This window comes from Psychrobacter sp. ANT_H3, assembly GCF_027919975.1.
Classification (GTDB): domain Bacteria; phylum Pseudomonadota; class Gammaproteobacteria; order Pseudomonadales; family Moraxellaceae; genus Psychrobacter; species Psychrobacter maritimus.
On the sequence record NZ_JAQISM010000001.1, the window covers coordinates 223,790 to 246,799 of the forward strand.

Below are 23,010 nucleotides of genomic sequence, written 5' to 3' on the forward strand. Positions count from 1 at the left end.
TTTAATTTCATAAAGCCCAATTTTTTAGCCGAGTATTGCTATGATTAGTTTCTATCTGAACGGAAAGCGCCATGAGATAAGCCACCTCAATCCGAATACGACGGTACTTGAGTATCTGCGCTTGCACGAGCATCAAACTGATACTAAAGAAGGCTGCGGTAGTGGCGATTGCGGCGCATGTACCATTATGGCGCAACGCTTGCCTAACCATGCGACAAGCGACTCTAGTGACAGCACTCCTTTTTATACTTTTAACTCCTGTATCGCTCTATTGTCGCTTATGGATGGTCATCATTTAATGACCGCTTCTTATCTGGCGGACAATCCAGCACATCACCCAGAGCGGGCGCTATTACATCCTGCACAGCAGGCGATGGTTGACTGCCATGGCTCGCAATGTGGATTTTGTACCCCTGGTTTTGTCATGTCTCTGGCTAATTTGTATGAAAATAATCGTATGCAACAACAGAAAAATACCAAGCAGGGCAGCACAAATGGTGAATCAAGCTACGATGACCTAAGCTATGATGATATTGTCGCCGCAATTTCAGGGAATCTATGCCGTTGTACTGGTTATCGACCCATCATTGAAGCAGGTCTAACGATGGGTAAAATTGGCCAGCAAAGAGATACTGATAAAACAGTCGCAAAAGATTTGACCATAAGCTTAGCGACGGATGCGATGGCAAGTAAAAGTAAGTCGTTATCTAAAACTGAATCATTGGATACCTCGAATAAAGCCTCAACTATTGAGCCTGCTCTTGCTGAAGGGTCGCGGCAGTTATTCATTCCAAAGACAGTGGATGCGCTTAATCAGTTATTGGCCGTATATCCACAAGCGACTATTTGGGCGGGTGGTACGGATTTGGGGTTAAGCATTACTCAGCACTTGGTTGATCATGAAGTGATTATTCAGCTATCTGCTATTGATGAGCTAAAAACTTGGTCACTTTCTCATTCAAAGTCTAGCTCAAAGCATGATTCAAAGCCGTTATCCGACTTAGATAAGTCCACTGATAATGAAGAAGCTGTGCAGGAATTGACGTTTGGGGCTAGCATGACCTATCAGCAAATGCTGCCGATACTTGAACATAACTTTCCTGCCTTTGCGGCATTATTCGCAAGAACCGCTTCACCGCAAATACGTAATATGGGTACACTTGGCGGTAATATTGCCAATGCCTCGCCAATTGGAGATTTACCGCCAATTTTACTGGCGTTAGAAGCGCGCATTCATTTGCGTCATTGTAATCCCAATAATGGAGATATTGGTGGGGAAGAGGCAAACGCTAAAGATAAAAACAATGAACATAATCAAAAGCATTATGTAGACGAGATAATACCCTTATCAGAATTTTTTATAGATTATAAAAAGACCAAGCTACGGGCAGGCAGTTATATTGTCGCTATTCATATGCCACTGATGCAGGCTAATCAGCATTTATTCATTCATAAAATTAGTAAGCGTTATGAAGATGATATTTCTGCTTGTTTGGTTGCCGTAAGAATCGATCTGTCAGCAGATGGTATGACTATTGACCATGCAAAAATTGGTCTCGGCGGTATGGCAGCAATACCATTATTAGCAAAAAATTGCCAGCAAGCGCTCCTAGGCCAGCCCCTTGAGCTTGCAAGTTTTGAGAAAGCTGCAAAAGCGCTACCGATGGATGTCTCGCCATTAACGGATGTCCGAGCCAGCCGTGAGTATCGCTTGCATGTGGTGCAACGTTTACTAATTAAGTGTGGCAAGCAGCTGATAAAAGAGACGCAAACTGAGAGAGAATCATCATGAGCCATCAATCATCCTTATTTGACAGCTATAGTATTCGCCGCGTACGTCCGCCTAAAAACAAAATCGGCACTTCTGCCAAACATGACAGTGCGATTAGTCACGTCATGGGAACGGCCACCTATGTGGATGATATCTTAAAGCCGCAAGGTACCCTACATCTGGCAGTTGGTAAAAGCAGTCACGCTCATGCTCGGGTAACCAGTATGGATCTCAGTGCTGTTAGAGCGGCTGATGGGGTGATTGATGTTTTAAGTTTTAAAGACTTACCTGCTCAGACGGATATCGGCGCTGTATTCGACGGTGAGCCATTGATGGTAGATGAGATCACAGAGTACGTAGGTCAGACGCTATTTTTGGTTGTGGCAACCTCTCACCGTGCCGCAAAAAAGGCGGTGCTTAAAGCGGTTGTAGAATATGAGCCATTAGCGGCTATATTAAGTATTGATGAGGCTTTAGAGCAGAACGAGTTTGTACGTCCAAGCCACTTTATGCGGCGCGGTGATACCGAAGCAGCGCTTGCAAAGGCGCCTATGCGTATCGCAGGCCATATTCATATGCTAGGTCAAGAGCATTTTTATCTTGAAGGCCAAGTGTCCTATGTCGTGCCTTGTGATGATGGCGGGCTTGAAGTCTATACCTCATCGCAGCATCCGAGTGAAGTGCAACAGCTGGTCGCTGAGGTGACGGATTTGCCCTTTCATGCGGTCAATACGGTCGTACGCAGAATGGGCGGCGGTTTTGGCGGCAAAGAAACCCAAGCCGCTGCATGGGCATGCTTTTGCGGTATCGTTGCCAAACGTCACAATGTACCTGTCAGTATGCGCTTGGATCGTCAAGATGACATGGTGGTGACCGGTAAACGCCACGAATTTGCCAACCGTTATGAAGTCGGCGTTGACGAATCAGGACAAATCCTTGGCGTCGATATGCAGCTGGCTGGCTTGTGTGGTTATGCGCCAGATTTGTCCGATGCTATCGTCGATCGAGCGATGTTCCACTGTGACAACGCTTATTATTATCCAGCCGCGCAGGTGGCAGGGCATCGCTGTAAAACGCACACCGTATCGAACACTGCTTATCGAGGTTTTGGCGGGCCTCAAGGTCTGATGACTGCCGAATATATGATGGATCATATCGCCTATACTTTAGGCAAAGACCCTCTGCAAGTGCGTTTGATGAATCTTTATAAAAACGGCCATAGTACTCATTATGGTCAGCCAATCGAGCATTTTGATTTGGCAACGATTATGGATACATTGGCAAAAGATTGTGATTATGAGCAGCGTCGCCAGCATATGATAAAAGCTAATGAGCAAGCCAAAGCTGAAGGCAGCGACAAACGTCTTGGCATCGCCTTAACGCCTGTGAAGTTTGGCATCTCGTTCACCGTGCAGACCCTCAATCAAGCAGGCGCTCTGGTACATATTTATACCGATGGCAGTATCCACCTTAATCATGGCGGGACAGAGATGGGGCAAGGGTTATTTGTCAAAATTGCTCAAATCGTTGCCAATGAATTTGATGTGGATTTGGATACCGTAAAAGTATCGGCAACGCGTACCGATAAAGTACCCAATACCTCACCGACTGCGGCTTCATCAGGCACCGATATCAATGGTAAAGCCGCGCAAAATGCTTGTTTAACCATCAAAGCACGTATCGTCGAGTTTGCCGCTGAGTATTTTGAAGTGGCGCAAGAAGACATACGCTTTGAGCGTAATCATGTCTATATTGGCGACAAGGAAGATTTTACTTTTGCTGAAATGGTGCAGTTAGCGTATCAGCACCGCGTTAGTCTATCTTCTACTGGCTATTATAAAACCCCAAAGATATTTTACGACCGCTCTAAAGCGTGGGGTCGACCTTTCTTTTACTTTGCCTTAGGCGCTGCCTGTTCTGAAGTTGAAATAGATACGTTAACTGGTGAGTATCAAGTGCTGCGCTGCGACATCTTACACGATGCAGGACAGTCGATTAACCCCGCTATCGATATTGGACAGATTGAAGGCGGCTTTGTGCAGGGCATGGGTTGGCTCACAACTGAGGAGCTTACTTGGGATAAAAAGGGCACACTCGCATCTAACAGCCCCGCCAATTATAAGATTCCAACGTCACATGATTTGCCAAGACAATTTACCGTTAAATTATACGATCGTAAAAATGAAGAGCAAACCATTTATAATTCTAAAGCAGTTGGTGAGCCACCTTTTATGCTGGCAGCTAGCGTTTGGTGTGCTATCAATAATGCAGTCGCAAGCTTAAGTGATTATAAAAAGAACCCTGATCTTACGATGCCTGCAACCCCAGAGGCAGTATTAAAAGCGGTGATGCGCATGCAAGGGGAAGAGTGGGAGATTGACACGAATATAAACTTTGATGCGATTGATAGCTTGACTAGAGATGAGGAGGACAACTGCGGTATTGACGATGATAAAGTTAAGCCACAACTTGTGCCACATGCCGAAGATATCAAGCCGCCAGAGGTCGAGGGTCAAACAGTCGACGAGCAGCCAGAAGCGATAGAGCATCCTAACGTAGCAACGGCTAGAGGCCCTGCCCATAGTGAACCGACGCACAGTGAATAATTCATCATTGCCACCTATGCCAATACCAGTACGTTGGTATGATGGTCTAGCCCAGTATCAGCAGCAAGGGTCTGCGCACGTATTGGCGACTATCGTTGCGGTTAATGGGTCTGCGCCGCGAGCGCTACAGGCCAAAATGGTGATCACCCATGATAACTGTTGCGATACGCTTGGCGGCGGCGGTCTTGAACATGATGTTGTTGCGACAGCACGGCAATTGCTAAATGGTGAGATAGATACAACCGTACCAAAATCTTCTAAAAGAGACAAAAGTGTCAATAAAAATACCGACAATAACAATAACAATAACAATGATAACGACAGTGATTCGACGCCATCTAAAGTAGTAAGACGCGATACAGTTTATACCAAGCATTATCCGCTAGGTGCAAAGCTGGCACAGTGCTGCGGTGGTAGTGTCACCGTTATGTTTGAATGTTTTAATGTGACGCCGCCGATGTCGATATTGGTATTTGGAGCCGGGCACGTGGCAGCGGCATTGATGACGATACTGGCAGAGCTGCCTTGCCAAGTGGATTGGGTCGATAGTCGCCCTGAGATGTTTGAGCGTTATTTATTAAATAATTCTAATTTGCCAAACAAATCTATTCAAACAGAAGATTTGTCTCAAGGATTAGAAACTCAGCCTAGTTTGACTCAGCCTAAGCTCTATAATCTTCCTGCCCATATCCGTGCGCATATTGATGATGATCCTGTTGATTTCATTCGCCCATTTATTGAATCATTTAAACAAAGCGGTCAGCGTTTTATTCTGGTTATGACCCATGATCACAGTCTTGATTTTGAATTGGTACGTGCCGCGTTGGATGCTGCTTCAGAGGCAAACGGTTTAGCAACCAATCTTGATAATAATGGTTCAGATAAGGATCTAGATAATGATTATTCAAAAATATCTATGCCTTATATTGGTTGTATTGCCTCGGCAACTAAAGCAGAGCGTTTTAAAAATCGTCTGCTGCAACGTGGTTATGATAAGCAGATAGTCGAGCAACTAACCATGCCAATTGGATTACCGATTGGTGGTAAAGAACCTATGGCCGTTGCTGTATCTATTGCCGCGCAAATTTTGCAGCATTATCATCAAAAATAAGCCATAAGTGCTAGACCATCAATACTGATTTCTACCTTTACCATTAATTTAGATTCTAACTAAAACGTTCGGTATGACCAAGTGACGGGAGATTTACCCATGGCTCTACATATTTATCAAGCGCAGCTCCTGCACTATCTTACCGAAAATGATCTGAATCAAGTGGCTGAACGTGCGCATACTGAGAAATCCAGCTCAGCGACTGATAACCACCCAAATACAGCAACCATTGATAAAAGTATCACGCTATTACCCGTCATTGCAGGCGTGAACGTCTATCCTGAATATATTGCTAAGGGTGCGCTGGTTGTCGATGATGTAACAGGCCACATTGTAGATTATGGTAGTAGCGAAGCAATGTTAGCAAGTTATGCTGAAACTAATGATCAAACAACGGTAAAGATTCATGACTATCGTAATAAGCTGATTATGCCGGGCTTCATCGATACCCATGTGCACTATCCGCAAATAGATATGATTGCGGCTTTCGGTGAGCAGCTACTTGATTGGCTCAATAATTATACTTTTGTCACTGAAGCCAACTTTGCTGATCCAAAGGTTGCCCATGATACGGCGCAATTCTTCTTAAATCAGCTACTCGCCAATGGCACAACCAGCGCCATGGTGTTTTCTACGAGTCATCCGCAATCCGCAGAAGCCTTTTTTACTGAAAGTCACAAGCTCAATACTCGTATGATTACGGGTAACGTGTTGATGGATCAAAACGCGCCTGAGCATCTGTGTGTGCCTGCTGAGCAAAGCATTCGAGACACGCAAGATATTATTAATAATTGGCATGGGTATGGACGCCAACATGTGGCTATTACTCCAAGGTTTGCCATTACCTCGACGCCAAAACAGCTGCAATTGACAGGCGAGCTATATGCCAGCTACGACACTGTTTATCTGCAAACACATCTGGCAGAAAACCGTGAGGAAGTGGCTTTTGTACGTAAGCTCTATCCCAAACATAAAGGTTATTTAGATATCTACGAGGATATGGGACTGCTAGGTCGATATACCACTTTAGCGCATGGCATCTATCTTGAAACCCCAGAATACGAAAGGCTACGCGCAACTGGTACGCAAATAGCACATTGTCCAACGTCTAATTTGTTTTTAGGCAGTGGATTATTTGATTTACCTAAAACATTAGGCTATACCGGCGTCAGTATCGCTACTGATGTAGGGGCGGGAACCAGTTTATCGATGCTCGTCACCTTGTCAGAGGCTTATAAAGTTCAGCAGCTACAAAACAATCAATTGTCCGCTCATCAAGGGCTATATCAGATTACTTTGGGCAATGCGCAGGCGTTAATGCTAGATGATAAAATCGGTAACTTTATGCCTAATAAAGAAGCAGATTTCGTGGTAATAGATATGGCAGCAACGCCTTTATTAGAAAGACGTATGGCACAGACCAAAACTTTTGAAGAACAACTATTTGTATTGATGATGCTCGGTGACGATAGAGTGATTGAGGAGACCGTCATTGCAGGGGTAAGCCGTTATAAAAAAGCGGCTACAGCATAAGATTAAATCATATAGGAACAGTTCATGTGCGGGAGGGTAGAGGCATTAAATTGCAAAATTTCTACGAACTGGGACACATCTTTAAATGACGATCAGCGTTTTTCTACTACAGCTTTTAGTTTGCGTAAATAAACACTGATCGTTTTTAATTATTAACGATGTTTAAACCTCAATTGGTAAAAATATGGCTACCGTATCATTCGGGATATTGTAGCCACACCCAACCATTTTCTAACCATTCACTTAACTCGTCAGGATCGACATCTATGACATCTTGATGTTGTAAGTGCTCGCCATTAGCCAAACGCACTAGTATGGCTGTTGCCGCAGCATCAAGACCGTCAATACGCTGACCATTGGCATATAGCGTGATACCATCATTGGTTTGGCTGTAGAGTAGGCGATTACTATAGTCCGCTTGCAGGGTTGCGCCATCGAGCAGGGCTTGCATCAGCTCATCAGTGTCTACCGTTTCTTCTGGAATTAGCGCATCATATTGACGTTTGCTCACGACTTCCGACACTGCTTGACGAATGATATCGTCGCCGCGCTCAGATTGCAGCATTTGTAATAGCTGGTCTTTAATCGCATTGATACTATCTGCTTGCAATTCACCTGACGCTTGTAGCGCTTGTGGCAGTAGCATCGGGATAAATAAATCGCTATCGTTGGTGGCGATATCAGCTAGGCTATCGATAATTTGCATTAAGTTTGGACGACGACAGCCAAACGAAAAAGTTAAGCAGTCATCTTGCGCGACGCCAAAATGCGAGAGTTTTGGCGGTACATAGAGCACATCACCGGCTTCTAGTATCTCATCAAAGATGAGCTCACCCATATCATCAAACAATCTAATCGGCTCATCGGAAACAAACTCAGTATCTTTATCACAAAATTTGCCGAGCTGCCAACGTCTAGACCCAAACCCTTGCGCTAAAAACACATCATAGTCGTCATAGTGCTTGCCCACCGAGCCGCCTTTGGGCGCATATGAGACCATAATGTCATCACGCTGCCATTGCGGAATAAAGTCAAACGCTTGCCATAATTGACCAAGCTCAGGTGACCACTGTTCCATATTCTGTACCAGTACGGTCCATTGTTTTGGCAAGTTATCAAAATCTGCTTCGGTTAGCGGGCTCTTTTTGAGTTGCCATTGTGGCGCACCTTCTTGCTTGCTCGCGGCTTGGGTCAGTAGGCGCGCCGAAGCGTCTTCTTCAACGGCAAGGCCAAGCATGTCTTCTGGCTCGAACATACCAATCAATTGCGGTAGACCTTGTTTAATGAGTAATGGCTTTTTTTGCCAATACTCGTTTAAGAATTGCTCAGGCGTAATAGAATCGGGTAAAGAAAGGGGAATTGAGGTCATTGATAAATCCATATCTAAAAATGGGTATAAGATTAATAGTGAGGAGTACTTTATAGGACAGTTTTAATAGTTTATGATTATTGCCTATCTGATAGTGAGTATTACAGTGTCAATATCAATAGCTACTGTCAGAACACCCCATCAATCGTAGGAAGTTTATGAAAAAATTGCATTTTATCGTCATTATCGCTAGCGTGTTTTTATTACAAGCCTGTGTCCATAAGATAGTGACCGTACCCGCTAAAATCGCTTATAAAACCACAAAAGGCGTGGTAAAAGGCACCGTCGCTGTCGGTAAAGCTATCATACCGGGCGATAGTGATGACGAAGATAACAAGGATAAAAAATAAAACCTTACTCAAAAGCTATGTACCTCTAAAGACGCATCTTTAAGGGTAAATCATAGCATTCAAAGTAAGGTCAATTATTTAGCAAGATATCAATGCATAGTCATTGATATCTTTTTTTAAGGTAATTGCAGCGTTTATTAAATCTTAGCAATCCACTCTTTAATTGTACGTGCTTGCTCAGCTGCATTACCGGTATAGGTGGCAGGCGTCATTTCACGTAAACGTGCTTTATCCGCATCGCTCACAGCATTCAACTCATCACTTTCAACGAAGGTTAGCATGGCTTCGCGGGTCATGGCATTGCCACGGGTTAAAGCTTTTAGCTTCTCGTATGGGTTTTCGACACGGTAGCGACGCATGACCGTTTGAATCGGCTCTGCCAACACTTCTTGGGCATTGTCCAAATCATCATTTAAGCGCTGCGCATTTAACTCAAGTTTGCTCACACCTTTTAAACAAGCATCAAAGGCAATCATACTTTGAGCTAAGCCAACACCGATATTACGAAGTACGGTAGAGTCTGATAAATCGCGCTGCATACGTGAAATCGGTAGTTTTTCACCTAAGTGAGCAAGCATCGCATTCGCCACGCCCAAGTTACCTTCTGAGTTTTCAAAATCAATCGGATTGACTTTATGCGGCATAGTAGAAGAACCCACTTCACCATCTTTTAGGCGCTGCTTAAAATAGCCTAAGCTAATATATTGCCAAATATCACGGTTAAAATCGATTAGAATCGTATTGAAGCGTCTTACCACATCAAACAATTCAGCGATATAATCATGCGGCTCAATTTGCGTGGTATAAGGATTAAAGGTCAATTCTAAACGCTCATTGATAAATTGCTCAGCATGAGTTTGCCAATCAACATCAGGATAGGCTGAGAAGTGCGCATTATAGTTACCAACAGCGCCGTTAATTTTACCCAATAGTTCTACTTGATTCACTTGCTTAATTTGGCGAGCTAAGCGATAAGCGACGTTTGCCATCTCTTTACCGAGGGTCGTTGGGCTGGCAGTTTGACCATGTGTACGTGACAACATTGGCTGGTCAGCGTGAGTAATAGCTAAATCAACGATGCTGTCGGTTACTTGCTGCATTTTAGCTACCACAATCTCGCGGCTGTCTTTTAGCATCAATGCATAAGATAGGTTGTTGATATCTTCACTGGTACAAGCAAAGTGGATAAATTCTAGGCTATCTTCTAGTTGCTGATTACCGCGGAATTTGTCTTTGATGAAATACTCAACCGCTTTTACATCGTGGTTGGTCGTCGCTTCGATATCTTTAATTGCTTGCGCATCCGCTTCACTAAAGTCATCAACGATGCTGTTTAAAAAGGCATTGGTATCGGCATCAAACGCTACTAACTCACCAATCGCGCTATTATCCGCCAATGACTGTAACCAGCGAATCTCGACGGTAACGCGGGCTTTAATCAGACCAAATTCAGATAAATAAGGGCGCAAGCTGTCAGCTTTAGATGCGTAACGGCCATCGATTGGGGAGAGTGCGGTAAGTGGAGTCATGAAGGGGCCTCATTTAATAGTAAATAAAATAGTAAATAAAATAGTAAATAACACAGTACAGAAATTTTAATGGCACAATTATAACCTGTTTATAAATAAGATTAAGTTAAAAAACAAATATCACATTAGTAAAATAATGTTTACTTGATAAATAGCTAGTGATATATTGCCGGATTAACTCAAACTCATATCAAACCAGGAACAAACAATGAATAAATTATTGGGCGTCTTATTATTAGGATCTACTTTGAGTTTAACTGCTTGTGGTGGTGACTCAGATAGTAGTGGTTCATCTTACACGGGCTCTAACTCAGCACCCACAACTCCGAATACACAACCTACAACTCCTCCCAAGCCTAGTATTGCTAAATGTAAATCTGAAGGTAACAATGTATATGTACCTAGAGAAGGCACATGTACTTTCGCAATTCCGAATGTTAATGGCGGTAAAGAGAGTAGCTATGAATGTTCGGGCAATACTGTTACTTTAGGCTCAAAAATTTCAGGGGGAATATCTGCTGGTAGCCTCAACTTTAATGGTTATATAGTTCAATGTGCTAAATAATATCTATCGGCTTAAAAGATAAGTCGATTTATTTTTAAAAGCATTCACACGGGTAGTGGATGCTTTTTTTGTGTTCTAAAAGTTATAATCAGAAGTCTTCAACTCAATCAACTATAGTATTAAACCATTGATATCTTATGAAAGACAAAACCTTATTTATCTCATCTGTTCTTGTTGCCTTTTTATTTGGTGTTTTAAGCACCTATTTGTTTATGACCAAACAGCAAATGGATCGGGTTATGCAGACAAAGCGGCAAACCCCTATAGACACAAATAATCAAAATGGCTCTAATCAAGTAAGTAATACTTTAGTGGAGTTAGAGAGTTACGCAAATAATATAGGCGCAGGAAAATTATCAGCTGATCCAAACACAAAGGTCTCATCTCCCTCTATTAATGATTACTCACAGCAGCAAGCTATAAATATCATTAATGATATGCCGGATTATGTCCTAAGTCAGTACGTTGATAAATTTATGGCAAAAGGCTCCAGTGATGTTATCTCAGATAAAAGACGGTTTGCCCAGCGAGCTGTCGAAGAGCTATACAAATCAAATGACAATCAACCCTTAGTAGGCGATGTCAAATTATCTTTAAGTCAAGTAATGCCGCCAAACTCTTTAGATACATCAACCCTAAATAAAGATACTAAACTATTTGCGCATTTGGACACAGATGGTAAAGCCCCTGCTAGCCCTTTTGTTTTTGTAAAATGGGTCAACAATCAAACAGGGCAAGTGCTATTATTTGAGAAAAAGAATATTATCGCCGACAGTAACCAGAATTGGGTAAGTTTTAAACCATATGATGGCTGGACTTCAGGAAGCTATGATATTCGCTTTTATCAATTTACCTCAGAGCTTCAGCCAATCGCTCAATTGACTTATAATATTTATTCAGTAATTGAGTAAAACCTAAGAATTAAAACCCACAAGGCGCATCAATAACAGCAATCACACCGCCACCAAGACACACCTCATCGATATAAAATACTGCTGATTGACCAGGAGTAACGGCACGTTGTGGCTCATCAAATAGCACACGAACCTCAGAGCCATCATCATTTAGCGCATAAACACGGCAGGCCTGATCGGGCTGACGATAGCGAGATTTTGCCATGCAGCGTAAGCCTTCCGTGCTAAAAATATCGGCAGGCGGCAATCCATCGACCCAGTCAAGCTTGTAGGCTTGTAGCTCATTGCTCATTAGCATCGGATGCTCATGACCTTGACCAACGATTAAACGGTTTTTGTCCAAATCCTTTGCCAATACAAACCAAGGTTCTTCTGGACGGTCTTTGACGCCGCCGATACCGATGCCGCCGCGCTGACCTAAAGTATAATACATCAAGCCATCATGCTGACCAATCACATGACCGTCGTCGGTGACGATATCGCCTTTTTGCGCCGGCAAGTACTGTTGTAAAAAGTCTTTAAAACGGCGCTCACCAATAAAGCAAATACCAGTAGAATCTTTCTTTTTAGCTGTCGCCAAGTCATGCTCTTCAGCGATTTGACGCACGACTGGTTTTTCAAGCTCACCAACGGGGAATAGCGTCTTAGCGATTTTATCGCCACCAACCGCATGTAAGAAGTAGCTTTGGTCTTTATTATTATCCAGTCCACACAATAACTGGGCGACGGTTTCGCCGTTGTTATTTTCATAGTTCAGGCTGCGGCGCGTATAGTGACCGGTGGCAATATAATCAGCGCCAAGGGTCAGTGCATAGTCTAAGAACGCTTTAAACTTGATTTCTTTATTGCATAAAATATCTGGATTTGGCGTGCGTCCGGCTTTGTACTCTGCTAAGAAATGTTCAAAAACGCGATCCCAATATTCCATCGCAAAGTTGGCGGTATGCAGCTTGATACCGATTTTGTCACACACCGCTTGCGCGTCTGCTAGGTCATCCATCGCCGTACAGTATTCGGTGCCGTCATCTTCTTCCCAGTTCTTCATAAACAGACCTTCCACTTTAAAGCCTGCTTGCTGGAGTAAAACAGCCGATACGGAAGAGTCGACGCCGCCTGACATACCAACGATGACGTGCTTGCTGCTAGGATGGTCGATATCGGCAAGCGTCAAAGGACGATGGACGCTAAAAGAATCTGAAACGGGTAGGTTTGCGGTGTTTGGCGTGGCTGACATAAAATTGCTCAACAATTTATACGTTATCCAAAGTGTAAAATGACGCTATTTATCAATAAAACGGCTAAGAGTGATAGACTTAGTCAGCTGATAAGGTCATCTCGTTTTTTGGACGGGGTATTTTGGTCTGGGTATTGTGATAAAATAAGCGTCATATTATAACAGTTAATTGTAAGCGGTGGCGACCTATGCGCGCTTACTGTGCGTAAAACCGCTTTAGAAATTTAGATAGTGGTTCTAAATTATTTCAATCACCCTTCATTCACTTAGTAATTCACTTGGAATAATAATGATAAAAATTGGTCAAGGTATCGATGTCCATGCGTTTCATAATACGGGCGAGCAGCAGCAATATGTGATACTGGCAGGTGTGCCGATAGAGCATACCCATAGTTTGCTTGCACATTCTGATGGCGATGTGGTGTTGCACGCGCTTGCTGACGCGCTGCTTGGCGCATTGGCGCTCGGTGATATTGGGCAGCATTTTCCAGATACCGATGCGGCGCACGCAGGTTTGGATTCGCGCGTCCTACTCCGTTATGTGTATGGTAAAGTCCAAGCCGCCGGTTATACTTTAGGCAATGCTGATATTACCGTCATGTGCGAGCGTCCAAAATTGGCACCCTATAATCAAGCGATGCGCGAAAATATCGCCAGTGACTTGCAAACTGCTGTGAGTAATGTCAGCATTAAAGCCACAACGACTGAAAAACTGGGTTTTACCGGTCGGCAAGAGGGCATCATGGCCAATGCCGTGGTATTATTGGTGCCGAATATGCCTATGTCTGGCGACAATCTGGCTAGCGACAACATGGCTGGCGATAATGTTTCTGATGCTAATGTGCCTGACGTTTAATCCCTAATAGTAAATGATTAGATGGCTATTATAGTAAGTATCACTTGATGATGGTTGTAATATAATGGCAATTGCCCCATGTAGCAGCCACATGCCAAATTTAATGTGACATACCTTTTTTTGATAATGGTTTTAATAATTTTTGATTTTAATAAATAGGAGCTTTTATGAGTGAGCAAACCCCAAATACTGCTGCAAACGATGTTGAACAGCTTATTCGTGATCAAATCAAAGACAATAAAGTAATCCTTTATATGAAAGGCACCCCACAGTTTCCACAGTGTGGTTTTTCTGCTAAATCGATTGAGGTTTTGACGCAAATCGGGCGTCCATTCGCCTTTGTTAATATTTTAGAAAATCCAGAAATTCGTGCAACCTTGCCAAAGATTGCTAACTGGCCAACGTTCCCACAGTTATGGATTGACGGTGAGTTGATGGGCGGTTCAGACATCATTTTACAAATGTACCAATCAGGCGAGCTTAAGCCTTTGGTTGAAGCCAATAGTCCTGCTGCTTAATATTTAAGCGCGTTTATTGGGCAGTTTATATGTCTCAATAAATAGTTTAAAGCATTGAAGTACAGTAAACCCGAATAGCCTTCCTTAATAGAGTGGAATGGCTATTCGGGTTTTTTATTGTCTATGCAATTTATTGTTTTTATAGCTTTTAGCCCCATATAGTGTCCAAGATAAATATATTTTGCATAAAAGAGAGAATTATATGAATAATCAATTAACAAACACGGAATTAACGGAGCAACAAGAGGCGGCTGAACAAGCAGCCATAGAAAAACGCCGCGAGCACTTAAAAAACGAATCAACCCGTTTAATCGATATGGCGGATAATGAGCCAAATTCTGCCCTTAAATGTATCCATCAGCTAAGCGTGGCAGGCGGTGCAACCGAGGCGACTTATATTGCTATTGAGCAGCGTATCGTCGCTGATCAAGATGCTGCCGGTGCCTATCATTTGGCATTATTGGCACAAAATACCCCAGATTTACCCATCGATGCGCGTCAACTTATCGAGCTTGTGGTCAATAAAGGCGATAACGCTCAGCGTTTGGCCTTGTTAAAAAACTTGCCATTGCCACCGGTTGAGATGATTAAAGAGCAAATCTTGGCCAGTAATGACGGTGATGCTATTGGGCAGATGAATGCCTATTTGCAGATTAATCCAGAAGGTTATGGCAGCCACCATATGCTGGCAAGTGGGCAGTCCGACCGTATTGTACCGCTCAGCCCTGGTAAATAAATCCCACCTAGGTTCATCAAGCTTCTATTGATGTGCCTTGATAGCCAATTGCAATAATAGTTAATTTAAATAGTTTTTCGTATAACGTTTTTTCAGCGGCAAAAAATTGTTATAATTACCGGCTATCCAACCTATCTTTAATGGCTCATCTGAGTCGTTATCTCTTTTTAAATTCGACTGACGTTTATTTACCGGCAGCCATGCTATTTAACCATAGCCTCTGGCTCACGGTTGCGTTGAGAGTCAAGTGAGGCATACATGCAATACCCAAAAAATTACGACGTGGTAGTGATCGGCGGCGGTCATGCTGGCACAGAAGCTGCTCTGGCGGCCGCACGTATGGGGGCGCAAACTTTACTTTTAACGCATAATATCGAGACGCTGGGGCAGATGAGCTGTAACCCTGCGATTGGTGGTATTGGTAAGTCGCATTTGGTGCGTGAGATTGATGCGCTTGGCGGCGCCATGGCATTGGCCACCGACAAATCTGGTATCCAGTTTCGCGTGTTAAATAGCCGTAAAGGTGCCGCTGTTCGTGCCACGCGTGCGCAAGCAGATCGTATTCTTTATAAAGCCGCCATTCGTCATACGTTAGAGAATCAGCCAAATTTGGATATATTCCAACAAGCGGCTGATGATATTCTAGTTGAAAACGGTCGCGCGACAGCGGTTGTGACGGCAACAGGTATTATTTTTAACACCCAAACCGTGGTATTGACCTCAGGTACGTTTTTAGGCGGTGTCATTCATATCGGTCTTGAGAATTCAAAAGGGGGGCGCGCAGGCGACCAGCCTTCTATCAAGCTTGCTGACCGTTTACGTGAATTGAAATTGCCCGTTGGACGTCTAAAGACAGGGACGCCAGCGCGTATCGATGCGCGTAGCGTTGACTTTAGTGTCATGACAGTTCAGCCAGGCGATACACCGCTACCAGTGATGAGCTATATGGGCGATGTGTCCATGCATCCTGAACAGGTCAATTGCTATATCACCCATACCAATGCCCGTACCCATGACATTATCCGTGAAAACCTAGACCGCTCACCGATGTTTTCTGGCAAAATCGAAGGGGTAGGTCCACGTTATTGTCCATCAATTGAAGATAAGATTCACCGCTTTGCCGATAAAGACAGTCATCAAATCTTCATCGAGCCAGAAGGCTTGACCACGCATGAGCTATATCCAAACGGTATCTCAACCAGCTTGCCGTTTGATGTGCAATTAGATTTTATCCATAGTATGAAAGGCTTAGAAAATGCTCATATCACGCGTCCCGGCTATGCGATTGAATATGATTATTTTGATCCGCAAAACTTGAAGCCAACTTTAGAGACCAAATCAATTGATCGTTTGTACTTTGCCGGTCAAATCAATGGTACGACAGGCTACGAAGAAGCAGGCGTGCAAGGTCTTTTAGCCGGTACTAATGCGGCACTGGTCACCTGTGAAAACAGTGAGTTTGACGTTTGGACGCCGCGCCGCGATGAAGCATATCTTGGTGTACTGGTCGATGATTTGATTACGCATGGCACCACTGAGCCATATCGTATGTTTACCAGCCGCGCCGAGTACCGCTTGCTGTTGCGTGAAGACAATGCCGATCAACGCTTAACCGATACCGGTCGTAAGCTTGGTTTGGTAGATGACGTGCGCTGGCAAGCCTATCAAGAAAAAATGGAAGCCATTGCCACCGAAACCTCGCGCCTCAAAGACATCTGGGCAACCCCTGCTAATGCTCTAGGTCAGCAAGTCACCGAGCAGACAGGAGAGGTGCTTTCTAAAGAATCGACTGCTTACGATTTATTAAAACGCCCACAAATACATTTTAATGATATCGCTGCTATCACGGGCTCAGAGGTCGATAGCCAAGTCGGTGAGCAGATTGAGATTTCTGTTAAATACGCCGGCTATATTGACCGTCAGCAAGAAGATATCGACCAGATGAAGCGTTTGGAAAACACCGCATTGCCAATGGATTTTGATTATAGTGTGGTGTCAGGGTTATCTAATGAGATTGTACAAAAGCTGGCGCAAATTCGCCCTGCCACGCTTGCCCAAGCGGGACGCATTAGTGGTGTTACGCCTGCCGCTATTCAACTGCTTGCCATGACCGTTAAGAAGCAGAAAAAAGCACAGGCGGCGTTAAACTCATAATCATTGCTTAGCAAAGTGTTATGATTCAAAGCATGATTATTAAAAAAGCTCGTAACGAGTAATCGTTATGGGCTTTTTTTATGGCGAATAACTTAACAATTTCAGAACAGCTTGATGAGTTAAAGCTTGATACTTTAAAAAAAGAAAGGTTCAAAAGTAGGATAAAAATACCGACAAGGAGAGTCTTTATGCCTTACGATAAATTGTCAGAATTACCAGATGCCGTAAAAGACAACTTGCCTAAGCATGCGCAAGAGATTTTTCGCGAAGCATTTAATAGCGCCAGTAAACAATATGAAGATGAATCACGCTGGTTTGCTACCGCATGGGCCGCTGTCGAAAATACTTATGAGAAAAATGCGGACGGTAAATGGGTAAAAAAAGCAGAGTCCTAATTCAAATCATCAATAACGACGTTAGATACTCTATAATAAAACAGCCTTTTATTATTTAAACTTACTGATTCAAACTCACTGATTTTAACCAACTGCTAGTCATTGTTCTTTATTTTTTTAACAATACAGCTTTGGATACTCTGCTAACCTGAGCTTATTTATGACCGCTGCTATTATTTTTGCCATCACCATTGTACTGCCTAACCTTTTTTTGATGGGGTTGGGTTTTTTTATGCAGCGGCGTGGTGAGGCGAGTCAAGCTTTTATCGATCAAGCATCCAGCTTTGTCTTTAATTATTGTTTGCCTTGCTTGTTGTTTTTTAGCGTCGTTGATAGTGAGGTCGATTATGCTAAGCAAATGATTTTAATCGTGGCTGGTATTTTGGTCACCTTTATCCTATTTATTGGTGCCGAGATTTATGCCAGTTATTTTATTCGTAAGCCTGCCGACCAAGGCGTGTTTGTACAAGGTATCTTTCGCAGTAATATGGCGATTATCGGGCTGGCAACCGTCGCCAATGCTTACGGAGAGCAGGGCTTAAGTATTGGCGCCGTCTATATGGGGGTGGTGACGATATTATTTAATATCTTAGCGGTCATTACCCTGAGTCGTGTGTCCAAAAGCGCAGACGATACGTGGGTTAGTCGCAGCATAATGATTGTCAAAAAACTGTTTACCAACCCCTTAATCATTGCGTTGGTTGCAGCATTTGCTTATAAAGCGTTACCGCTGCCACCCATTACCGGTGTGATTCATAAGACGGGCGATTTACTGGCGGCGGTGGCATTACCGTTAGCACTGATTTGCGCTGGGGCGAGTATTGATTTAAAGTCGATGTTGCATCCGTCGGGGCTGTCGATGCAGGCTAGTATTGGCCGCATCGTTATTGCGCCTTTTGTGGCCATCGCCGTTGGGTTAAGTTTTGGCTTATCGGGCATGCATATGGGTGTGCTGTTTTTAATGGCGGCGTCACCGACGGCGGCTGCCAGTTATGTGATGGCAAAGGCCATGGGCGGGAATGATATATTGGCCGCTAATATTTTAGCATTTACAACGGTAGTAGGAATGTTTGGTATGGCGATTGGCGCGGCGATACTACGTGTTTTAGGATGGATGTAGCAGGGTGGATATAGCGCCAATCATTGTGTTAAATCGTCGTGTTAAATGATGGATATAAAGTAAATAATAAACTGATAAAAAGGAGCACTCAACGTGCAATTATTAAATCAAGCGGTCGTGACCGAACATCTTAATATGCAAGCGGCTATTGACGCTATCGAAGCAATGTTACATCAACAAGCGGCGCACCCTGAATGGGTTAAAGCCCCTGAGCGTTTGGTCATTGAGACGTTTAGCGAAGATGATAAACACAGCTCAGGCTCGCATTTATCGATGCCAGCGACGATTTATGATGGGGAAAAAGAATATACTGCCGTGAAATTGGTGACTATTTGCCCTGACAATCCCAGCCGCGATATGCCAACCACCACCGCCCTTATTACCGTATCCGATAATGATACGGGCGCCATATTAGCGATTATGGATGGCATTTATATTACCCAAGTGCGTACTGCAGCGTTGTCAGGTATCGCAACCAAATATATGGCAAAGCCTGATTGTCAAAGCGTGGCAGTGGTTGGCTGCGGCGGCATGGCTTATGAGCAATTGCATGCGGTATTGACAGTACGTCCTGAAATTAAAACGGTCTATTTATGGAATAGAAGCAGTGAAGGCGCTGAGCAATTTAAAACGCGTTTTGAGCGTGATTACAGCCAGTGGAAGGTTGATATAAGCATTTGCAAAGATATCAATGACGCTATTTGTGATGCCGATATTATCAACGTGGCGACACGGGCGACGGAAGGCTTATTTGATAGTGAACATATCAAATCTGAGGTTCATATCAATGCGGTTGGAGCATATCAGCCGTCGATGAAGGAGATAAGCAATGAGGTTATCGCCAACAGTGATATGGTGGTGGTTGATGACTTGGTAGGTAGCCGTCATGAAGCCGGTGATTTAATCCAAGCGCACGATAGCGAGGATTGTACATGGACGTGGAGTGACCTTAGTGGTGATTTGCAAGCGCTCGTCACCAAAGAGATCGTAAAATCAGAGCCGGGCATTACCTTGTTTAAATCAGTCGGCGCGGCAAGCTTTGATGCGGCCGTGGCTTTATATGTAGCAAAACAAGCCAAGCAAAAAGCTTTTGGCGCGGCAGTTGATTGGTAAGACGACTGATAGCTTATAAGCCTGATAGTGTATAAAGCCAACAACTAAGGTTTATTATCTTAATCATTACTATCATTAAAAAAGCCCCCGTTTCAAATTAGAAAAGGGGGCTTTTAACATCGAGAATAGTTATTTGATATTGTCTTTACGGCGTTTGCTTGCAAGACGCTGTTTGCGCTTGGGGCTAATATGATAGGTTAAATAGCCGCCAACAACCATCACCGCAATAAATGCCACGATATATAAAAATATTGATGAACCGATAAAAGTAGAGGGTTCCATGACCGTAATCTCATTAGGGCTTATCAATAATTATGCGAGCGAGGCGGTCTATTGTAAAGTAAACAAGTTTAGCTCAGGTGTAAGTTCCAGTGAACGTAAACGCGCTGCTTGATCATAAACGTTGGCGGTGACAATCAATTCATCTGGCTGATACTGCGCAAGGAATTTCGCAAGTTTCGGTTTGACCGTTTCTACAGAACCGATAAATGACACGGATAAAGCATTGTCTACCATCATTCTCTCAGCAGGACTCCAGATGCTATCCATATCATAAGTTGGCATTGGCATTTGTCCGCGCTCGCCTCGACGTAGACGCACAAAGCTTTGCTGCGCTGAGGTAAAGTGATATTGTGCGGTTTCATCATCATCGGCAAGTAATAGGTTTGCCGCTAGCATCACATAAGGCTTGTCCAAATACACTGATGGTTTGAACTGTTCGCGATAAGCAGTGATGGCTTGACCGAGCATCTGCGGAGCAAAATGCGAGGCAAAGACGTATGGTAGACCCAAATGTGCCGCTAAGGTCGCGCCAAAAAGCGATGAACCCAATATCCAAATAGGAATGTTTGATTTCGCCCCTGGAAATGATTGTACAGGGCTATCGTCTGTGCTATCGCCTAAGAAATATAGCAATTCTTGTACATCTTGTGGAAAACGATCGGCGTCTTGCATTTGACGACGCAGCGCCTGAAAGGTAGCGCCATCTGTACCCGGTGCGCGCCCTAGACCTAAATCTACGCGGTCACCATATAGCGCCTGTAAGGTACCAAACTGCTCGGCAATGACTAGCGGTGCATGATTGGGCAGCATGACGCCACCTGCACCGATGCGTATGCGCTTGGTTTGACTGCCGATGTGCGATAACAGCACGGAAGTCGCTGCACTAGCGATACCAGGCATGTTGTGATGCTCGGCCATCCAATAACGGTTAAAGCCGGATTTCTCTGCTTGCTGAGCGATAGCAACTGTCTGTGCAATGCCTTCAGCGATGGTTTTTCCTTCAGGAACGGGTGCTAAGTCTAAAAAAGATAATGGAATTGTATTGCTCATGATTCACCTATTGTTATGATGGCGCTTTTCAACGACATTTTTATAGTTGGTTTTTTTAAACATCAGTAATAAAAAGCATTCTGATTATTCAATAGCTCATATGATGGGGCAGTTATAGAGAATATAAAGGTCAACGCCCAAGGTAATAACAAATCGTAATAATTCGAGGCGCATATAAGAGTGCCGCGCAGATTTCTTGCCGAAATAAATAGTCTTATAAAAGAAAAATACAAACGGCACCGCTATCTATTGATAACGGTGCCGTTTGTATTTGTTAGCAAGACGATTATTAAGCCATGCTGCTTGAAGTCGTTGTTAATTGCTTAAGCGCCGCTGCATGAACTACCCACTACCTAAAGAGGTAGGGGTTTCTTGGGTAATACCCATACTTATTTGCGGTGTTTTGCAATAGCGGTTAGGCAAATTTACCGAGCTATCCCCCTCGCACCGAGGGTTCACAATTATTGCTGTTTTCAAGCAATTCGGATACAGACTAACGCTGATGTTATTAGATTGCTCTAAAGGTCTGAAATGCTGTCCTTGAGTAGAATTTATCAACTAAGCGGTAGGCTGTCAAGACGTATTCGTCACACTACCTTAGAGGTAGGGGGTTTCTACGCAGTTTCTGTTAAAAAGCTACTGATTAAGTTAACAGCTACTGACTAAATTGCTTTTGGCATAACTCCATAAAGGCGCGTCCGTATTGACGGATTTCTGCATCATCACGTACCGCCATCCAGCTGGTAAAACGTCCGAAATGGTCAACAGGAATGGCAGTCAAATTCTGATAATGACTTGGCTCAAATGCCATTTCGGCAATAATGCCAATGCCCAATCCCAATCCCACATAAGTGCTAATCACATCGGCATCAAGCGCTGCGAGTACAATATCAGGCTCAAGTCCCGCGTCACTAAAGGTTTTATCAATAGCGCCGCGCCCTGTAAAGCCGCCGTGATAAGTCACAATCGGATAGCTGGCAAGCGTTGGTAAATCAATCGATTCTAGTCCTGCAAGTTCATGGTCGCTTGGTACAATGACCCGATGCGTCCAGTCGTAATAGCGGTAGCAACGCAAATAGTTATTGTGTAATAACGATTCAGTGGCAATACCAATATCTGCCTGCCCGCGAATGACCATCTGGGCGATGGTTTCAGGGTCTGCCTGTTGCAGGATTAAATTAACCTTGGGGAAGCGCTCTTTAAATTCTTTGACCACTTCTGGCAATACATAACGTGCCTGCGTATGCGTGGTGGCAATCGTTAGCGTGCCAATATTGGGATTATTAAAATCCAGACTGAGGTTTTCAATGGTACGAATTTCAGCAAAGATAGATTCGATGTGCGGCATGAGTGCTGTGCCCATGGTCGTCAGACCCGTCAGGCGTTTGCCTTGGCGCACGAACACTTCGGTTTTAAGCTGGTTTTCAAGTGCTGCAATATGTTTTGATAGACTCGATTGGCTGGTATGCAGCACAGTTGCTGCTTGACTTAAATTATAGCCATTAATTACCGTATGCCACACTGTTTCCAACTGCTTCAGTTGGATTTGTAGATGCCGCTGATTGACCACTACGTCGATTGCCATCACTTAACCCTATTGTATAAATATACAAACCCTGTCTGTATATAAAAATAAAAACGTACAAATACTCAGTAAGTCACCAGTGTAAATCAAAGCTATTATTCTTGTATATAATAAATAGCTATGAATTTATGTTAATTAGGAATATAGAGTGGTTTATTTAACTTAAAGTGGCAAGAGAGCATGAAAACAAGATACGGTTAGAGAAAGTCATTTTTAATA

General features: G+C 43.6%; 19 protein-coding genes and 1 pseudogene. 14 read left to right on the forward strand and 6 right to left on the reverse strand.

Annotated elements, in window-relative coordinates:
• The first annotated feature begins 40 nt into the window (after window positions 1-40).
• The 4 genes from PG901_RS00860 to guaD all read left to right on the forward strand — a co-directional run bounded on the left by PG901_RS00860 (window position 41) and on the right by guaD (window position 7,021).
• On the forward strand, window positions 41-1,792 hold the full coding sequence (locus tag PG901_RS00860; protein WP_271133134.1) for a xanthine dehydrogenase small subunit: 1,752 nt from the start codon (window positions 41-43) through the stop codon (window positions 1,790-1,792).
• Window positions 1,789-4,377: a xanthine dehydrogenase molybdopterin binding subunit gene (xdhB, locus tag PG901_RS00865; protein WP_271133135.1), complete on the forward strand. Its 2,589-nt coding sequence runs from the start codon at window positions 1,789-1,791 to the stop codon at window positions 4,375-4,377. The genes PG901_RS00860 and xdhB overlap by 4 nt, the downstream gene beginning before the upstream one ends.
• On the forward strand, window positions 4,370-5,488 hold the full coding sequence (locus PG901_RS00870) for an XdhC family protein (protein ID WP_271133136.1): 1,119 nt from the start codon (window positions 4,370-4,372) through the stop codon (window positions 5,486-5,488). The genes xdhB and PG901_RS00870 overlap by 8 nt, the downstream gene beginning before the upstream one ends.
• A gap of 99 nt (window positions 5,489-5,587) precedes the next feature.
• Window positions 5,588-7,021: a guanine deaminase gene (gene guaD / locus PG901_RS00875; RefSeq protein WP_271133137.1), complete on the forward strand. Its 1,434-nt coding sequence runs from the start codon at window positions 5,588-5,590 to the stop codon at window positions 7,019-7,021.
• Between the two features lie 196 nt (window positions 7,022-7,217).
• On the opposite strand, the gene PG901_RS00880 is transcribed toward guaD, so the two are convergent.
• Entirely contained in the window at window positions 7,218-8,390 is a 1,173-nt protein-coding gene (locus PG901_RS00880) for a cupin domain-containing protein (RefSeq protein ID WP_271133138.1), read from the reverse strand.
• Between the two features lie 158 nt (window positions 8,391-8,548).
• On the opposite strand from PG901_RS00880, the gene PG901_RS00885 reads away from it, so the two are divergent.
• Window positions 8,549-8,740: an NF038104 family lipoprotein gene (locus PG901_RS00885; protein ID WP_201618636.1), complete on the forward strand. Its 192-nt coding sequence runs from the start codon at window positions 8,549-8,551 to the stop codon at window positions 8,738-8,740.
• Between the two features lie 137 nt (window positions 8,741-8,877).
• Here the strand turns inward: PG901_RS00885 and purB are convergent, their stop codons facing one another.
• A complete protein-coding gene (purB, locus tag PG901_RS00890) occupies window positions 8,878-10,269 on the reverse strand; it encodes an adenylosuccinate lyase (protein ID WP_271133139.1) in 1,392 nt (463 codons plus the stop codon).
• 208 nt (window positions 10,270-10,477) lie between these two features.
• Here purB and PG901_RS00895 point away from each other — a divergent pair, with 208 nt between their 5' ends.
• Entirely contained in the window at window positions 10,478-10,834 is a 357-nt protein-coding gene (locus PG901_RS00895) for a hypothetical protein (RefSeq protein WP_271133140.1), read from the forward strand.
• Between the two features lie 137 nt (window positions 10,835-10,971).
• The gene (locus PG901_RS00900; protein ID WP_271133141.1) at window positions 10,972-11,745 is read left to right on the forward strand and encodes a hypothetical protein; all 774 of its coding nucleotides are present in this window, start codon (window positions 10,972-10,974) and stop codon (window positions 11,743-11,745) included.
• Window positions 11,746-11,755: 10 nt separating this feature from the next.
• On the opposite strand, the gene mnmA is transcribed toward PG901_RS00900, so the two are convergent.
• The gene (gene mnmA / locus PG901_RS00905) at window positions 11,756-12,982 is read right to left on the reverse strand and encodes a tRNA 2-thiouridine(34) synthase MnmA (RefSeq protein WP_271133142.1); all 1,227 of its coding nucleotides are present in this window, start codon (window positions 12,980-12,982) and stop codon (window positions 11,756-11,758) included.
• A 289-nt stretch (window positions 12,983-13,271) separates the two neighbouring features.
• On the opposite strand from mnmA, the pseudogene ispF reads away from it, so the two are divergent.
• From ispF to PG901_RS00940, 7 genes and pseudogenes are all read left to right on the forward strand, one after another.
• Window positions 13,272-13,748: pseudogene (gene ispF, locus PG901_RS00910) on the forward strand (2-C-methyl-D-erythritol 2,4-cyclodiphosphate synthase); the annotation flags it as partial.
• Window positions 13,749-14,005: 257 nt separating this feature from the next.
• Window positions 14,006-14,356: a Grx4 family monothiol glutaredoxin gene (grxD, locus tag PG901_RS00915; RefSeq protein ID WP_025653310.1), complete on the forward strand. Its 351-nt coding sequence runs from the start codon at window positions 14,006-14,008 to the stop codon at window positions 14,354-14,356.
• Window positions 14,357-14,558: 202 nt separating this feature from the next.
• Window positions 14,559-15,092 carry a hypothetical protein gene (locus PG901_RS00920; protein ID WP_271133143.1) on the forward strand — a complete coding sequence of 178 codons (534 nt, stop codon included), beginning with the start codon at window positions 14,559-14,561 and terminating at the stop codon, window positions 15,090-15,092.
• A 258-nt stretch (window positions 15,093-15,350) separates the two neighbouring features.
• Window positions 15,351-17,246: a tRNA uridine-5-carboxymethylaminomethyl(34) synthesis enzyme MnmG gene (gene mnmG, locus PG901_RS00925; protein WP_271133144.1), complete on the forward strand. Its 1,896-nt coding sequence runs from the start codon at window positions 15,351-15,353 to the stop codon at window positions 17,244-17,246.
• 188 nt (window positions 17,247-17,434) lie between these two features.
• Entirely contained in the window at window positions 17,435-17,641 is a 207-nt protein-coding gene (locus PG901_RS00930) for a ChaB family protein (RefSeq protein WP_271133145.1), read from the forward strand.
• Between the two features lie 160 nt (window positions 17,642-17,801).
• The gene (locus PG901_RS00935; protein WP_271133146.1) at window positions 17,802-18,761 is read left to right on the forward strand and encodes an AEC family transporter; all 960 of its coding nucleotides are present in this window, start codon (window positions 17,802-17,804) and stop codon (window positions 18,759-18,761) included.
• Window positions 18,762-18,854: 93 nt separating this feature from the next.
• On the forward strand, window positions 18,855-19,874 hold the full coding sequence (locus PG901_RS00940) for an ornithine cyclodeaminase family protein (RefSeq protein WP_201618629.1): 1,020 nt from the start codon (window positions 18,855-18,857) through the stop codon (window positions 19,872-19,874).
• Window positions 19,875-20,003: 129 nt separating this feature from the next.
• On the opposite strand, the gene PG901_RS00945 is transcribed toward PG901_RS00940, so the two are convergent.
• From PG901_RS00945 to PG901_RS00955, 3 genes are all read right to left on the reverse strand, one after another.
• Window positions 20,004-20,156, reverse strand: a complete 153-nt coding sequence (locus PG901_RS00945; RefSeq protein WP_201628553.1) for a hypothetical protein — start codon at window positions 20,154-20,156, stop codon at window positions 20,004-20,006.
• Window positions 20,157-20,204: 48 nt separating this feature from the next.
• The gene (locus tag PG901_RS00950) at window positions 20,205-21,206 is read right to left on the reverse strand and encodes an LLM class flavin-dependent oxidoreductase (protein ID WP_442966833.1); all 1,002 of its coding nucleotides are present in this window, start codon (window positions 21,204-21,206) and stop codon (window positions 20,205-20,207) included.
• Window positions 21,207-21,861: 655 nt separating this feature from the next.
• Window positions 21,862-22,791 (reverse strand): LysR substrate-binding domain-containing protein, encoded by a 930-nt coding sequence (locus PG901_RS00955; protein ID WP_183617908.1) that lies wholly within the window; start codon window positions 22,789-22,791, stop codon window positions 21,862-21,864.
• Window positions 22,792-23,010 lie beyond the last annotated feature (219 nt).

Coding starts and splice junctions, on each gene's coding strand:
- purB (WP_271133139.1), bottom strand. CDS start 10,269: ATGACTCCACTTACCGCACTCTCCCCAATCGATGGCCGTTACGCATCT.
- PG901_RS00955 (WP_183617908.1), bottom strand. CDS start 22,791: ATGGCAATCGACGTAGTGGTCAATCAGCGGCATCTACAAATCCAACTG.
- PG901_RS00900 (WP_271133141.1), top strand. CDS start 10,972: ATGAAAGACAAAACCTTATTTATCTCATCTGTTCTTGTTGCCTTTTTA.
- PG901_RS00920 (WP_271133143.1), top strand. CDS start 14,559: ATGAATAATCAATTAACAAACACGGAATTAACGGAGCAACAAGAGGCG.
- PG901_RS00885 (WP_201618636.1), top strand. CDS start 8,549: ATGAAAAAATTGCATTTTATCGTCATTATCGCTAGCGTGTTTTTATTA.
- PG901_RS00935 (WP_271133146.1), top strand. CDS start 17,802: ATGACCGCTGCTATTATTTTTGCCATCACCATTGTACTGCCTAACCTT.
- PG901_RS00880 (WP_271133138.1), bottom strand. CDS start 8,390: ATGACCTCAATTCCCCTTTCTTTACCCGATTCTATTACGCCTGAGCAA.
- PG901_RS00860 (WP_271133134.1), top strand. CDS start 41: ATGATTAGTTTCTATCTGAACGGAAAGCGCCATGAGATAAGCCACCTC.
- PG901_RS00945 (WP_201628553.1), bottom strand. CDS start 20,156: ATGGAACCCTCTACTTTTATCGGTTCATCAATATTTTTATATATCGTG.
- xdhB (WP_271133135.1), top strand. CDS start 1,789: ATGAGCCATCAATCATCCTTATTTGACAGCTATAGTATTCGCCGCGTA.
- grxD (WP_025653310.1), top strand. CDS start 14,006: ATGAGTGAGCAAACCCCAAATACTGCTGCAAACGATGTTGAACAGCTT.
- guaD (WP_271133137.1), top strand. CDS start 5,588: ATGGCTCTACATATTTATCAAGCGCAGCTCCTGCACTATCTTACCGAA.
- PG901_RS00950 (WP_442966833.1), bottom strand. CDS start 21,206: ATGAGCAATACAATTCCATTATCTTTTTTAGACTTAGCACCCGTTCCT.
- mnmG (WP_271133144.1), top strand. CDS start 15,351: ATGCAATACCCAAAAAATTACGACGTGGTAGTGATCGGCGGCGGTCAT.
- PG901_RS00930 (WP_271133145.1), top strand. CDS start 17,435: ATGCCTTACGATAAATTGTCAGAATTACCAGATGCCGTAAAAGACAAC.
- mnmA (WP_271133142.1), bottom strand. CDS start 12,982: ATGTCAGCCACGCCAAACACCGCAAACCTACCCGTTTCAGATTCTTTT.
- PG901_RS00895 (WP_271133140.1), top strand. CDS start 10,478: ATGAATAAATTATTGGGCGTCTTATTATTAGGATCTACTTTGAGTTTA.